Origin of the sequence: Bacillus sp. FJAT-49736 (genome assembly GCF_018343615.1) — a bacterium.
GTDB lineage: Bacteria > Bacillota > Bacilli > Bacillales > Bacillaceae_C > Margalitia.
In genome coordinates, this window is record NZ_JAGYPI010000006.1 from 1,588 (window position 1) to 15,220 (window position 13,633).

Annotated in this window: 16 protein-coding genes; 3 read left to right on the forward strand and 13 right to left on the reverse strand. The window is 38.7% G+C overall.

Features of this window, described 5'->3' with window-relative positions; all coding sequences use genetic code 11:
- Window positions 1–359: 359 nt before the first annotated feature.
- Entirely contained in the window at window positions 360–587 is a 228-nt protein-coding gene (locus KHA87_RS20615; RefSeq protein WP_213096027.1) for a hypothetical protein, read from the reverse strand.
- Between the two features lie 154 nt (window positions 588–741).
- Here KHA87_RS20615 and pdaB point away from each other — a divergent pair, with 154 nt between their 5' ends.
- Window positions 742–1,491 carry a polysaccharide deacetylase family sporulation protein PdaB gene (pdaB, locus tag KHA87_RS20620; protein ID WP_213096028.1) on the forward strand — a complete coding sequence of 250 codons (750 nt, stop codon included), beginning with the start codon at window positions 742–744 and terminating at the stop codon, window positions 1,489–1,491.
- Between the two features lie 106 nt (window positions 1,492–1,597).
- Here pdaB and KHA87_RS20625 read toward each other — a convergent pair whose 3' ends face one another.
- Window positions 1,598–2,266 (reverse strand): KinB-signaling pathway activation protein, encoded by a 669-nt coding sequence (locus tag KHA87_RS20625; RefSeq protein WP_213096029.1) that lies wholly within the window; start codon window positions 2,264–2,266, stop codon window positions 1,598–1,600.
- Between the two features lie 152 nt (window positions 2,267–2,418).
- Between KHA87_RS20625 and gerD the strand changes: the two genes are divergently transcribed.
- Window positions 2,419–3,048: a spore germination lipoprotein GerD gene (gerD, locus tag KHA87_RS20630; RefSeq protein WP_213096030.1), complete on the forward strand. Its 630-nt coding sequence runs from the start codon at window positions 2,419–2,421 to the stop codon at window positions 3,046–3,048.
- Window positions 3,049–3,089: 41 nt separating this feature from the next.
- Here the strand turns inward: gerD and KHA87_RS20635 are convergent, their stop codons facing one another.
- The 4 genes from KHA87_RS20635 to KHA87_RS20650 form a co-directional block, all read right to left on the reverse strand.
- The gene (locus KHA87_RS20635; RefSeq protein WP_213096096.1) at window positions 3,090–4,148 is read right to left on the reverse strand and encodes an Mrp/NBP35 family ATP-binding protein; all 1,059 of its coding nucleotides are present in this window, start codon (window positions 4,146–4,148) and stop codon (window positions 3,090–3,092) included.
- Window positions 4,149–4,277: 129 nt separating this feature from the next.
- Entirely contained in the window at window positions 4,278–4,985 is a 708-nt protein-coding gene (gene cwlD, locus KHA87_RS20640) for an N-acetylmuramoyl-L-alanine amidase CwlD (RefSeq protein WP_213096031.1), read from the reverse strand.
- Window positions 4,986–5,095: 110 nt separating this feature from the next.
- Window positions 5,096–5,539, reverse strand: a complete 444-nt coding sequence (locus tag KHA87_RS20645; protein ID WP_213096032.1) for a YbaK family protein — start codon at window positions 5,537–5,539, stop codon at window positions 5,096–5,098.
- 114 nt (window positions 5,540–5,653) lie between these two features.
- The gene (locus KHA87_RS20650) at window positions 5,654–6,913 is read right to left on the reverse strand and encodes an MFS transporter (RefSeq protein ID WP_213096033.1); all 1,260 of its coding nucleotides are present in this window, start codon (window positions 6,911–6,913) and stop codon (window positions 5,654–5,656) included.
- A gap of 261 nt (window positions 6,914–7,174) precedes the next feature.
- Between KHA87_RS20650 and KHA87_RS20655 the strand changes: the two genes are divergently transcribed.
- Window positions 7,175–7,552: a YkvA family protein gene (locus tag KHA87_RS20655; RefSeq protein ID WP_249310708.1), complete on the forward strand. Its 378-nt coding sequence runs from the start codon at window positions 7,175–7,177 to the stop codon at window positions 7,550–7,552.
- A gap of 53 nt (window positions 7,553–7,605) precedes the next feature.
- Here KHA87_RS20655 and pqqE read toward each other — a convergent pair whose 3' ends face one another.
- The 7 genes from pqqE to KHA87_RS20690 all read right to left on the reverse strand — a co-directional run bounded on the left by pqqE (window position 7,606) and on the right by KHA87_RS20690 (window position 13,338).
- Window positions 7,606–8,760 carry a pyrroloquinoline quinone biosynthesis protein PqqE gene (pqqE, locus tag KHA87_RS20660; protein ID WP_249310701.1) on the reverse strand — a complete coding sequence of 385 codons (1,155 nt, stop codon included), beginning with the start codon at window positions 8,758–8,760 and terminating at the stop codon, window positions 7,606–7,608.
- Window positions 8,738–9,070 (reverse strand): pyrroloquinoline quinone biosynthesis peptide chaperone PqqD, encoded by a 333-nt coding sequence (gene pqqD / locus KHA87_RS20665; protein WP_213096035.1) that lies wholly within the window; start codon window positions 9,068–9,070, stop codon window positions 8,738–8,740. The genes pqqE and pqqD overlap by 23 nt, the downstream gene beginning before the upstream one ends.
- Window positions 9,071–9,114: 44 nt before the next feature.
- Window positions 9,115–9,843, reverse strand: coding sequence for a pyrroloquinoline-quinone synthase PqqC (gene pqqC / locus KHA87_RS20670; protein WP_213096036.1), 729 nt, complete (start codon window positions 9,841–9,843; stop codon window positions 9,115–9,117).
- A gap of 2 nt (window positions 9,844–9,845) precedes the next feature.
- Window positions 9,846–10,769, reverse strand: a complete 924-nt coding sequence (pqqB, locus tag KHA87_RS20675; RefSeq protein WP_213096098.1) for a pyrroloquinoline quinone biosynthesis protein PqqB — start codon at window positions 10,767–10,769, stop codon at window positions 9,846–9,848.
- Window positions 10,759–10,998 carry a hypothetical protein gene (locus tag KHA87_RS20680; RefSeq protein ID WP_213096037.1) on the reverse strand — a complete coding sequence of 80 codons (240 nt, stop codon included), beginning with the start codon at window positions 10,996–10,998 and terminating at the stop codon, window positions 10,759–10,761. The genes pqqB and KHA87_RS20680 overlap by 11 nt, the downstream gene beginning before the upstream one ends.
- A gap of 57 nt (window positions 10,999–11,055) precedes the next feature.
- Window positions 11,056–11,130: a pyrroloquinoline quinone precursor peptide PqqA gene (pqqA, locus tag KHA87_RS22740; RefSeq protein ID WP_213096099.1), complete on the reverse strand. Its 75-nt coding sequence runs from the start codon at window positions 11,128–11,130 to the stop codon at window positions 11,056–11,058.
- A 231-nt stretch (window positions 11,131–11,361) separates the two neighbouring features.
- The gene (locus tag KHA87_RS20690; RefSeq protein ID WP_213096038.1) at window positions 11,362–13,338 is read right to left on the reverse strand and encodes an outer membrane protein assembly factor BamB family protein; all 1,977 of its coding nucleotides are present in this window, start codon (window positions 13,336–13,338) and stop codon (window positions 11,362–11,364) included.
- Between the last annotated feature and the right edge of the window lie 295 nt (window positions 13,339–13,633).

The following is a 13,633-nucleotide window of genomic DNA, read 5'->3' on the forward strand; positions in this document are numbered from 1 at the left end:
CAGGCAGGTTACCCACGTGTTACTCACCCGTCCGCCGCTAATCATCAGGGAGCAAGCTCCCATCTGATTCGCTCGACTTGCATGTATTAGGCACGCCGCCAGCGTTCGTCCTGAGCCAGGATCAAACTCTCCAAAAAGATGTTTGATATAGCTCATAAAAATTTAAAACATTGACGTTTTGTTCTGTTTAGTTTTCAAAGATCAATTCACGTTGCTTTCAAACAGCAACTTTTATATTATAAAACTTAAAAGCTATCATGTCAACAACTTTTTTTAATCGCATCAGCGACATGTATTAATATAACAGGTTTTAGATATAGTGTCAACCTTTCTCTCTCCCTTTTTTAAAAACAAATTTTTTAGCTTTCCTTCATTACCTTTGTTGGGATTATATAATTTACACACTCATTATGCGGAGCAACTCTTGTGAAGAGCGAAAATAGTATTTTATATCTTTCCTTCATAGCTCTTTTTACAATATGATCGATCCGGGGATCTCTTAGGTCATGCAGTATCTCGTCCATCTCTCTCTTTAATAAATACTGTATTTCTAACTTTTCCTTTTCCTTAATTAGGAGTCCAAGCATTTTGTCCACCCCTTCTTTGTAGTACGTCTAGTTTTTTCCAAATGAGCCAAAATTATAAGAGAAAAAATTTTTTAGGACATATTTTTTATAGGGGCAAGCATAGATTTAGGTAAAAGAACTTGTCTATTCTGTTATTGCAGGAAGGGGGATCAATATGAACTTTTTTATGGTATTTAACGGACGTAAAGTTAAACAATTAATGCTGATTTTGGTGGTTTCGTTTTTCACAGCCCTCTTTTTCTATTCACAATCAGCTGCAAATGTGTCTGTTTTCTCCACTAAGGAAGGTCCAAAAGCTGTATATAAAGGAGAAAAAGGGATTGCGTTGACCTTTGATATTGGATGGGGAGATGAAAAGGCAGCTCCGATTATTGAGGCATTGGATAAAGAGGGGGTTAAATCAGCAACCTTTTTCCTTTCCGGTTCCTGGGCCGAGAGGCACCCGGATATTGTGAATAAGATTGTAAAACAAGGATATGAAATTGGCAGTTTAGGGTACGCCTATGAAGATTATACAGAACTTGATTCCAATAAAATTAAAACCGATATAATAAAAGCACAAGAGGTATTCAACAAGCTGAATATTAAAAAAGTAAAGCTACTACGCTCTCCTACAGGGCATTTTGATGAAAAGACATTAAAGGTAGCAGAAAATTTAGGTTTAACTGTTGTTCATTGGAGTGTGAATTCCGACGACTGGAAAAATCCAGGTGTTGAAAAAATTGTAAAAAAGACAGTAAGGGCTAAAAACGGCGATATTATTTTATTGCATGCTTCCGATTCTGCAAGGCAAACAGCTCAAGCAATTCCCACCTTAGTTAAGGAGTTATCCAAAAAGAGCAATTTCATTAGTGTTTCAGATATGATTGCAAACGGTAAAGTGAAAACAACTCTTATCCAATAGAAACACTTTTTCTTAACTTAATTGTTTTTATTCGAATGCAGAAATAACACCTATTAAGATAGGATTCCTCGAAAACAGCTTCAATAAAAGAAAAACACGAGAAAATTTATTTTTCCTCGTGTTTTTTCGCTTTTATAGCCTTGCGTGCTTCCATTCGTTGCTTTGCTTGCTCCCGCTCAGCTTCTGATTTTTTTAAGTACTTAGGAAGAACCAAAATTTGATAAGCATTACAAAAAATTAATGGATAAATCATAAGGAAGATCCAGCTTTCTTCGTTCACACGTAAAACCGGAACCCATTCCACAATCGTAACAACGACCATAAAAAATAAGGCAGATATAAAAGTATTCTTCTGTGATTGTTTCGCTTTAAAGAAAGCAATTACCAAACCGGCAATTAGGATAAATATCGCTAATCCAATGTACGGCATAATACTATCACTATGCTTGGCAAATCGTTCAAAACGGAAATATACCAAATCAAATAATGCAAATAAAATAAGCACTACCTGTACAGCATTCCACAATGAGCGAAAAATTCCGAGGCCAAATTGATGGATTGTTAAATAAGCAAAAAAGCCCACCTGGCTTATTACACTGAAAATCAATCCAACCCCGACAAGCCAAATAAAAGTAGAAAGAATACTCGTTATATTTAAATGGACAAAATACTTTTGAAACTCACTCCAACGAATTACAAATCCTAATATTCCAGTTGTTAATCCCCCGACAAATAAAGTGGAGAAAAACAAACGTACCCAATTCCTACTCGTCAATTGAGAAATCCCCCAATACCATTTTTATCATCCATATGATTTTACCAACCAAGCTATAAAAAATCTAGAAATTCCTCTTTATATGCATAATTCTTTTGAAAAATAACATATTAACATTAAAAGTTCTAATGCAAATGAAAGGAGCTCTTTTTATGAAAAAGTTCGCTTTATTGCTCCTAACTCCAATGATCATTCTTCTTGCATCCTGTTCGGGCAGTGAAACAAAAGCTGGGCAAATGGATTACGATCAAACAAAAAAAATGATTGTTGATATCTTAAAAACAGATGAAGGCAAAAAAGCCATTCAGGATATAATGACAGATGACAAGATGAGAAATCAATTAATTATGGATCAATCTACGGTCACTAAAACCATTGAAAGTACTTTATCTTCTAATAAAGGCAAAGATTTTTGGAAGAAATCTTTCAGTGATCCCGAATTTGCAAAAGCTTATGCAAAAGGTATGAAGAAGGAAAACGAAAACTTGTTAAAAAGTTTAATGAAAGATCCTGATTATCAAGGGATGATGCTTTCCCTTCTAAAGGATCCTGAATATCAGAAGCAAGTTATTCAGCTAATGAAAAGCAAGGAAATGCGTAAGCATTTTCAAAATACAATGATTGAAACCTTCGACAGCCCATTATTTAAAGCAAAAATGCAAACTACCTTGCTTAAGGCAGCCCAAGAAATGAACAGTGAAAAAGGCGGTCAACAAAATCAAGGTCAGCAGCAAGGTGGAACTTCAGGCGGACAACAACAAGGCTCATCTGGAGGAAGCTAAATGATATACGAAAACCTGCTGTGATTACAGCAGGTTTTATTTCATCTATTTAATAACTCCACAACTTTATTGGCAATATTCTCATAAATTTTACCCAATCTATGATCTCTATCATAAATGGAAGGTGCAAAGTCCTCCTCGTTCCAATCCGGTTGCTGAAGAGGAAGCTGTCCTAAGAGCTCTGTTTGTAATTCTTCGGCAAGCTTTTTACCGCCGCCTTGGCCAAATACATATTCGCGCTCACCTGTTACCTTACTTTCAAAATAAGACATATTTTCAATAACACCAAGTATCTCATGGTCCGTCTTTAATGCCATTGCACCTGCACGAGCTGCTACAAATGCAGCTGTTGGATGTGGTGTAGTTACGATGATCTCTTTACAATGCGGCAGCATGGTATGAAGATCGAGAGCTACATCACCGGTTCCCGGAGGCAAGTCAAGCAGCAAATAATCTAACTCTCCCCATTCTACCTCGGTAAAAAAGTTATTGAGCATTTTCCCAAGCATAGGTCCGCGCCAAATAACCGGTGCATTGTCTTCCACAAAAAAGCCCATGGAAATAACCTTTACTCCAAATCTGTCAACCGGAATAATTCGATCTCCACGTACTACAGGACGCTGAGTTACCCCCATCATATCAGGTACACTGAATCCATAAATATCTGCATCAACCAACCCTACCTTTTTGCCTAGTCTTGCAAGCGATACAGCTAAGTTTACAGATACAGTAGATTTTCCTACTCCACCTTTTCCACTGGCAATCGCAACGAAGGTTGTTTTACTATTTGGAGACAAAAGGTTGCTTCCCTGGTTCTCAGGCTCTGCACCTCTGAATTGCTGAAGAACTTCCTCTGGGAGCTCAGAGAAACGAATTCCGACTGTTTTCGCCCCCGCTCCCTTCAACGTATTAACGATTAATGTTTGTAATTGCAATTGTTCGCTCGTTCCCGTTTTAGCAACTGCAATTTTAACACTTACATGCTCTTTTTCTTCCTTTATTTTTATTTCAACAATCCCGTTTGTTTCTTCCAATGTTTTATGTAAAAAAGGATCTTTCATTACTTTTAATAGGTCAAAGACTTGTTGCTCGGTTAACAACATCATACACCTTCCTTTAATCGGTTCTCTCTTAGACATATCCAAGTATAACATAATTTTAATAACGGAAGAAATGAGAGAACTTTTTCCTTCTTTGCAAAAAGAAAAGTAATCGAAGACCGATTACCCTCATTTAAGATCCTTTTCATTTGTAAAATATCTCATAATACCATTATAAATAGACGCTGAAACCTTTTCTTGGTATACATCCGATTTCAAATTCTGCCTTTCTTGGGCATTGGAAAGAAATCCAACTTCTACTAGTGCACCAGGTTTTTCTGAATTTTTAACGATATATACATTTTGCAGCATTTTCGCTTGTCTATCTGTGTTACCTAAATTTCTTATTAGCTCATCTTGAATAAACTTTGCAATCCGTTTATTTTCAATCAAATGAGGAGAATAAAAGGTTTGTGCACCGCTCCATCTCGGTGATGGAATCGAGTTCAAATGAATGCTAATATATAAATCAGCATCGGAGTCATTAATCAATTCAAGCCTTCTTTTCAAATCCTCTACTTTCCTTCTGCTGTATCCCCTAACCTCACCTGCTAAATCTTTATCTGTTTCTCTTGTCATTAATACAAGGGCACCTTGCTCCTGTAAAAAATCCCTTAACTTAAGCGAGATTTTCAAGGCAATTTCTTTCTCTAAAGCATCGCTATCCCCCGCACCACCGTCAGGTCCCCCATGGCCAGGATCTAAATAAATAACTTTCCCTGAGAGGGGCAGATTCCATGAATCCCAAGTATCTTTTTGGAAAAATTGAAATTGAAAAAGTAAAAAAAGCAAAATTGCCCCAAAAATAAAACTAAATATCTTTATCCTTCGTTTCATTTGGATTCTTTCCCTTCCTTGTCTCTATTCAAAACATATGGGACAAGGATAGGTTTTAGAACATGAAAAAATGGGACAAAAAGTCCCATTTTTACGTTGATGAAATTATCCTAATGAAGCCTTAGCTTTCTCCTCTGTTCCCCTTTTTTAAAGCCCTCCATCCACCATTTATCAACAAACTCTACACATGAGTAATAGGTTGATTCCTGGATAAGGCTTTCATCCCCGAATTTCCAATATAGCCAAAAGTTATATAATGTATCTGTTAAATGCTTCAATTCTTGTTCACATCTTGATTTAATATGTTCAATTGGCTCCCTGTCGTATCCAAAACGGCTATATTGTCCTCCCAATAGATAGGCCTCAATCGCTACATCATAGCAACCTTCCTCCACGCCTTGTTGAACCCATATTCCACCTTGAACTCGCTCAGAACCAAATGAATCTTGAACGCTTTTCTTTAAGCTCTCAATTGAAAGCTCTCGAAGCAGCTTTCTTTCATTTTTTATTTGCCTTTCTCGTCTTTTCTCAGATAAAGTTGTGATAACATTCATTTTCACTCCTCCTAACGCTATTTTTCAACGAATGCTATCTTCTGATTCAAAAACAAGAGGCTAAAACATTACCAATAAAGATATCATTATCCAACCAGTACCGTAGAGGAATCATCATCCAGATGAAGCTTGTGACTTCATACGAATATCATAGGTTCGAAATATTTTTCCATATAAATAAGCAAAACTAAGCTGTAAACTGGAAGCAATATAAAAAGGAAGTGCAAGTGTACCTAACCCAAAAAGATAACCGCTTATATAAGGACCAACCGAAGTAGGAATGCGCATTGACAATACATTGATACTAGAAGCAAAGCCCCGGCGCCTGTCCCGTGTTAAACTTACGCTCAATGCTTGCTGCGCCCCCTGTGTACCGCGGTTTAAAGCTGTTCGGATAATGTACAAGACTGAAACTAGAATATAATTTGATAAGATTGGCATTAAAAGCAAGAGTATGCTTGCTAAGAAGCGCATCAGCACTATTGACCGAATCGTCCCGTGTTTACTAGATAATCTCGCTTGAAAAAGGGAAGTGATTCCAGTTGCAAAAAAGGTAATAGCTAAAGTACCACCAATTTGCGCACTTGTTGCCCCGAATTTAGCCGCAAACCAATAAGACATCATTGGCCCAGTTAATCCAATTGCAACTCCATTTAGAATATTAACCGCGGCAAGCTTTAATATCGCATGATTTTCTTCATGTGATATTTCCTTTTCTAGTTTTCCAGGAACTTCATTTTTATTTTGTCTTGCTGTTCTCTCTTCCCGAATGATAAAAAGGATGACAGTAGTAATGAGATAATTTAGGAAGATAAATAAAAAAATCGGGTGAAAAGAGGATGCATCAGGAAGATAGTTTTTCCATATAACTAATAATCCAGCGAGTACCGCCCCAGCCCCCATTCCGAAAAAGCTTAGAGCATTATTGAAACTATATACCTTTCCGCGATCAGCCACCGTAATAAAGGATGCCAGCCAGGCTTGCTCTACCGGAGCACTCGGACTTGGTGAACCGGCATCCGCTTTTCCAAAGCCAGATAATGCAATAGCCATAAATAATAAGGTAAAATTTGTTGATAATATACCAATCAACGCACATCCAGCACTTAAAATTTCATAGAAGAGCATAAATGGCTTTCTTCCAAATCGATCACTATATATACCAATAACTGGTGCGAGAGCAACTCCAAGTAATCCTCCTGTTGTAAGGACACTGCCAATTGCAGCTGTACTCCACCCTATTGCACTAAGGTAAAGAGTCAAATCAACAACTAGCATACCTTGTCCGATACTTCGTAAGGCATTAACAGCCATAAGTTTTTTAGCCTCCGGATGAATTTGTCCAGCCTCTAAATCAACAAATTTCCAATTCACTTTTCATCACTTCATTTCCAAATTCAATAATAGTATATAATTCCTCTTTCCCCGGTTGTTTCCACAACGAAGACTTTTCTTATGATACCTATTCTCCATATCCTTTATACACAATGAAATAAGAGTGTATATTAAGCACACCGCAAGGGATTTCCCGACATAATATGTTTAAAAACTCGATATGGAAGCATAATAGAGGAGACAAAATAGGGCTTGCTTATGAATGAGGATAGAAGTTGGAGAGAAGGGAACGGGTTGATTATGAATAAAACTAATAAGTGGAAACAGCTTATTCAAAATATTAAGCGTAATATTTATATCTTATATTTGGCATATCGGCATCCGGAAACACCTTGGTATGCAAAAGCTTTTTCCATATTAATAGTAGCTTATGCATTAAGTCCGATAGATTTTATTCCAGATGTGATTCCAGTATTAGGTTATGTAGACGAGGCAATTCTTCTACCGTTAGGAATATTAGGAGCTTTTACCCTAATTCCAAGTCAAATATTGCAGGAGTGCAAGGAAAAAGCTTCTCAGAATTCGAGCAAACTGAGAAAAAGTTGGGCAGCGGCAATTGTTATCCTTTTAGTTTGGATTAGTGTTGCGGCTTCTATTCTCTATAAATGGGTTATTTGAAATTTGTCATAAAGCAAAAACTGGTGCCGAGTTGGCACCAATTATTCAGGAAATTATTTTGTTTTTATTTTATTAACAGAATGTTTGTCGAGAAGAAATTTCCGATAAATCATGCGTGAATTAAATGTTATAGCTTGTTTGTTATTGGTATCCTGAATCGCTTCTTCAATTAAATGATGCTCTGGCGCTAAACTGCAGGCTGGGTCTGTAGAATAAGCATTCCCCGTTAAAGCAAAAGCTTGACAACGGCAACCACCACCATCTTGATGCCTCAGCTCACAGGAAAGACAAGGCTCCGGCATCCATTCATCACCTCGGAAGCGATTAAAAGAATCTGACTCATACCAAATATAGGTTAGTAAAGACTTACGAACATTTTCAAATGTGAAATTTTCTATCATGCCTGCTGTAGGGCAGGGAAGAACATCTCCATTCGAAGCTACTGTAAAACCAATTGCACCCCAGCCTCCCATACACGGCTTTGGGGTATTTGCATAATAATCAGGAATAACCCAAATAATTTCCATCCTACTGCCAATCCGCTCTTTTGCAGCTGTATAGATTTCACTTGCCTGATCAACTTGTTCCCTGCTTGGTAATAGCCGTTCTCTATTAAGTAATGCCCAGTTATAATACTGGGTGTTCGCCAGCTCTAGACGTTCTGCTCCCAATTCTTCTGCGAGCTGGATAATTTCATCTAAATAGCCAATATTCAAGGAATGTAATACAACATTTAAGGATAAATGCAAACCTGCTCTTTTTACCGCCTCAGCTGCCGCCTTCTTCTTCTCAAAGGCTTTATATCCGCCAATCATATCGGAGAGCTTTGCTTCGGCCGCTTGAAAACTCACCTGTACATTTGCCAAACCTGCCTGCTTCAACCTATTAATTCTTTCTTCTGATAAGCCAATACCGCTTGTAATAAGGTTTGTATACATCTCTAATTCATTTGCATGACGGATAAGTTCAACTATATCATTACGTAGGAGGGGTTCACCTCCAGAAAAATGTACTTCTACCACTCCCATTTCTGCCGCCTGCGTCAAAACACGGCACCAGTCTTCTGTTGTCAGTTCTTCTCTTTCTAAGGTCAATTCCAGAGGGTTCGAACAATATGGACAATGTAATGGACAACGATGAGTAAGCTCTGCAAGAAGGGAATATGGTGGGTCGACTGAACTGCTCCTATTTTGTTTTATTTGTGTCATAATTATGGATCACCACCCATCCTTGTTCCCTCATTTCCATCAGGAATTCAGTAATGTCCTCTTCCATCCTTTGCAAATCAGGCAAAGCTTCTTCACCCGTTGTTTCTGCCTGTAATGAATTCCTAATATGTTCTGTAATCCCTGATACCGCCAGGCTTCCATCACAAAGAGTTAGGATTGATGCGGCTGTTTCGTTCAAAACCACAACCTTTTCTGGTAACAAAAGAAGATGTTGCTCTCTCACCTTATCGAACTTTAAGCGTGCCTTTGCAGCAATTTTCGGAAAGCTGTCAGCTAAAATATGCCCCACCACCAATCCACTTTTTTCTTGGGCGCACCGACCATAATGATGACTTAAGGAAAGGCTCTTTCAATGGCATCCAACTGCACCCACAACACATCACATTTAAAACGTAATGCTTCTACAGCCTTCTGTTGATCCTCCAGTGTTTGACAATAAGACAGCACAAGCTTAAGAGCTACATCTGAATCATGGGGAGCTTGAGTGAGGCGATTTTGGAAATATTCCAATCCTGCACTGTTAATCCAAGGGTAAAGCTTCTCTATTACCTTCATTCTCTTAAAAATAAGATTAGGTGAGAACAATTCTGTTAACGAAGAGGCAACTGCTTCGATCCACGGTTTTGTCCGTGCAAAATTCACATAAGCATCTACCGCAAATCGAACACCTGGAACCACATGATCTTCTCTTACAATTTCTTCCCTAGTTAACCCAACAGCTTCACCGAGCTTGAGCCACGCCTCAATTCCGCCATCTTCTTCAGTGGTACCATCATGATCCATTATCCTTCCAATCCATTCGCGTCTTAGATCTCTCGAAGGCAGGTTCGACAAGATAGCAGCATCCTTAATAGGTACCGATTTCTGATAGTAATAGCGGTTTGCTACCCATCCCTGAATTTGTTCCTTACTTAATTTTCCCTCGTGCATCCGTACATGAAAAGGATGTTTGTCATGATAAAAGGAACGCCCAACATCCTTTAATCGTTCTGTAAATTCATCTGACGTCCAAACCTGCTTTGTATTACTTTCCTGGCTAACGGAAATACCTTGTTCCAGCATGATTACACCTCCAATTCCATACCGTCATAGGCAATCTCAATGCCAAGCTGTTCTAATCTCTTCCTCTCCATTGAATGTTTCAGAAGAATAGGGTTGCTATTATTAATGTGTATCAAAATTTTCCGTCGAGCCGGATAACCTGCTATCATTTCCGCAATCCCTGCTTCTCCGCTAATTGGAAGATGCCCCATACTCCGTGCATTTCGTACGGCGGCACCCATCTCAACCAATTCATCTTCCGACCAGAAGGTTCCATCTACTATCAAGATATCAGCTCTCTGAAAACAAGCCTCTATACTAGGGGTCATTCTTTCTAATGTTGGAAAATATGCAAGGGATTTTCCAGTTTTTATATTACGAAAAACTAATCCAATCTCCCAAATTCCTTCATCTACATTATTCGATTTACTATATAACGGCGGTTTTCTTGAAACCGGTACAGTTTCAAGGATAACAGACTCTTCTTCTCCTTCTCCTAAAGGTCCCACTTGTACCTCGGAATTTGGAGAGAGAGGCTGCCATTCCCATGAGCAATAGCTTGCGAGCATTGGGAACACAGGAAAGTCAGAATGCAAACAATTTCGCACTCTCTCTGTTCCATAGATGGTCAGATTTGAACCCTCTCGAAGTTGCAATAACCCTATCGTATGATCGAGCTCAGCATCTGTTAAAATAACACCTGCAATTGGAGTCTCCCTTATACCAGGGCCTGCATGCAAAGCTGAAAAAGATTCGATTTGATTATGGACATCCGGTCCAGCATTAACTAGGTACCAATCCTTGTTATTTACACTGATAGCAAGTGATGATTGTGATGATGGGTAGACTCCAGCTTTTCCCTCACGTACACTTCTACAATTGGAACACGCGCAATTCCACTGTGGAAAGCCTCCTCCTGCAGCAGCTCCTAATACTCTAATTCGAATTTGGTTTCAGTCCTTTCGACGTTGATTCTACACCCACATTTTTCCCTGATTCCCGCTTTCCAAGGACCCTCCCAACTTGCCACCCAATCACCATATTGGTAATAGCCATCAAGGAATATAATAAATAGTCACCAATTGGCTCAGGAGTTAGAAGATCGACAGTCAGCCACACTCCTACGGAAGCAATTCCGATAATCGCGCCTATTAATGATTTAACGTAACGAGTCATTCTATCTGCACCACCTCTTGAATTTGATAAATCCATTAAATGCATGCTGCATCCTAACTACTTGCCGATATAGGCATACATTGTCACTTCAGAAGATGTATTAATCACTTTATATTCAGGCTTCTTCCACATGTTAGTCACCACCTTTCATGACACCAGCAAATAATAAATTCTCCCTCACAAAATTATCTTATGTCGTTAGATTCCTCGAAATAACTAGAATTTTGACTGGAGGTTGTCCGAAAGTGTACGGTTTTTGCAATTTATAACAAAAAAGGACAAGGATATAAGCTATCCTTGTCACTCCATGGTACCCGGCACCATATATTATGTTTTTGACTTTATGTCATGTCTTTGATTGGATTATTTTTTTTGCGATAACCATCGTGCAAGTGTTTTTGCATCGTCACCTTGAACAAGACCAGCAGGCATACGGCCTTTTCCATTTATTATCTGATTTAAAATATCTTGTTCAGACATTCTGCTACCTACATGCGTTAAATCAGGGCCAACGCCACCCCCTAGATTTTGTCCGTGACACGAAGCACAGCTCTTTTTAAAGATTGCTGGAGCGGCAGTATTACCAGGCTGCTTCTTGGCTTTTTCCTTATTACCGCTGCTACCATCATTGGCATTATCATTTTTACCTGAACCTTCTGGACTTTGTTCCGGAGTAGTGGATTTATTGCCACCAAGTCCATAGGTGACTACCTTCGTACCAGTAACAAAAGTAACATATTGTTTACCATTGTCCATATAGATGGCCGGTGCCATCATGACCTGTTTTCCACCTGTATTTGCGTTCCATAATTTCTTTCCCGTTTTGATGTCCATTGCGCTGACGGTTCCATCTAACTCTCCATAAAAGGCAAGTCCTGTTGCGGTGCTTGTGAAGCCTCCACGTTGCGGTTGCTTCGTTTTTATTTGATAAGCTTGCTTTCCAGTATTTAGATCAATTGCGGTGATTGTTCCGGATGACTCGGTACCCTTAGGAGAAGGTAATACCTCTGTTCCTGGGAATAAACCATTTTTTCGTTCCACTTCTTTTTCATCTTTTGCTGCAATACCTAAAGTTGGCATGTTAATACCAGGAATCAGCACATAGTTCGTTCCAGGATCATATGTTTCCGTGGCGTAATTCTGACCACCTTCCACTCCTGGCCATTGGAGAACAGCTTTGTTCTTATCTGTGGTTAGTGGTGTATGCTTAATTTTGACGAATGGTACACCATCATAAATAGTATCGCCTGTTTTCGCATCCCAAGCATACCATTTTCCATTCTTGCCTCCATGAACGACAACCTTTTGTTTGTTTCCCTTCACAGTCGCATTGAGAACCATTGGAGTGGCTGCTGCATCGTAATCCCATTGATCTTCTTCCATTTCTGAATTTGCCCAAATCAATTTACCAGTTTTACTATCAAGAGCAACAACCGAATCGGTGTAAGGATTTTTTCCCGGACGAATTTTTATAAAGTAATCTGGAGCTGGATTTCCTACCCCAAAGTACATCATATCCGTATCAGGATCAAATGCCATCGGGTTCCATACTGCTCCACCACCCGTATATTTTCCTTTCACCCAATCTTTACCTTTCTCAGGGACGGTCCAGAATGGTTGATCCCAAACAGGAGAAAGATCACTTGCTTTAAAAGCCATTACGAAGCCACGGATTCCATTATCACCGCCGCTGCTTCCAACATAAATATTTCCTTTATAGTACATAGGAGCCGATGTCTCATAATACCTATTTTCAAGGGTGACTCCTTCCATCCCCTTCGTATCCCATAAATTAATTAATTTATCTAATTTTCCAGTTTTCGCATCCAGTTTAGCTAAACGATTATCAGCAATAAGTACAAATACCTTACCCTCTGCAACGGCGACGCCACGGCTTGCCACTACCTCTAGAAGGCTTAAATCAGCTTTATCAAGATGACTCTGAACTTCTTTCGGCGGCTTCCATTCCCAAATTTTCTTTCCATTAGAAGCATCCATTGCAAACACTCTGTTTAAGGAAGTTGTTACATACATTACCCCATCTACAACAACTGGATAATCCTCTGAGGCATTAGGAGCTGTTTTATCCCAACCTGCTAAATCCTGTTGCCAAACAACACCTAACTTCTTTACATTGTCTTTTGTAATCTTGTCATAGGGAACATGCCTTGTTTGCTGCAGGTCATATCCCCAATTTGGAAAACCTGTTTCCTTAGTAACTTCGGCCGTTTGATTACCAGCATTTTTATTTTTCTTATTATTTCCTTGTTTTGTAGAACAGCCAATCATTAAAACAGCCGCAAGCATTACTATACTAGTCACTTTTACAAAACGCCTCAAAAAAAGTCCTCCTATTCTATATAGTTTAGAGTGGTCAAATCCAGTAAATTTGGAAGACATTATTTTATCAGACCTTCCTCTTTTTCTATATTGAGTTAAACAGACCTTAATTATGCAAAAGAAAAAACAAATAAGATAATTTTTAAAGGCATAAAACTTGGTCATTTTTATATAAAAATCATGATCAAAATACTCCAGAAGAATATTTCCTAAAAATGGAGACAATCTATAATCGTAGGTAGGCATAAGGGTTTGACATTTACATATCTGAAACAAGCAAGGACTCTTTTGTCAG

What these genes read in the sequence shown, in the direction of transcription:
- KHA87_RS20615 (WP_213096027.1), bottom strand. Translation starts at nt 587, where the DNA reads ATGCTTGGACTCCTAATTAAGGAAAAGGAAAAGTTAGAAATACAGTAT.
- pdaB (WP_213096028.1), top strand. Translation starts at nt 742, where the DNA reads ATGAACTTTTTTATGGTATTTAACGGACGTAAAGTTAAACAATTAATG.
- gerD (WP_213096030.1), top strand. Translation starts at nt 2,419, where the DNA reads ATGAAAAAGTTCGCTTTATTGCTCCTAACTCCAATGATCATTCTTCTT.
- cwlD (WP_213096031.1), bottom strand. Translation starts at nt 4,985, where the DNA reads ATGAAACGAAGGATAAAGATATTTAGTTTTATTTTTGGGGCAATTTTG.
- KHA87_RS20645 (WP_213096032.1), bottom strand. Translation starts at nt 5,539, where the DNA reads ATGAATGTTATCACAACTTTATCTGAGAAAAGACGAGAAAGGCAAATA.
- KHA87_RS20655 (WP_249310708.1), top strand. Translation starts at nt 7,175, where the DNA reads ATGAATAAAACTAATAAGTGGAAACAGCTTATTCAAAATATTAAGCGT.
- pqqE (WP_249310701.1), bottom strand. Translation starts at nt 8,760, where the DNA reads ATGACACAAATAAAACAAAATAGGAGCAGTTCAGTCGACCCACCATAT.
- pqqC (WP_213096036.1), bottom strand. Translation starts at nt 9,843, where the DNA reads ATGCTGGAACAAGGTATTTCCGTTAGCCAGGAAAGTAATACAAAGCAG.
- KHA87_RS20680 (WP_213096037.1), bottom strand. Translation starts at nt 10,998, where the DNA reads ATGACTCGTTACGTTAAATCATTAATAGGCGCGATTATCGGAATTGCT.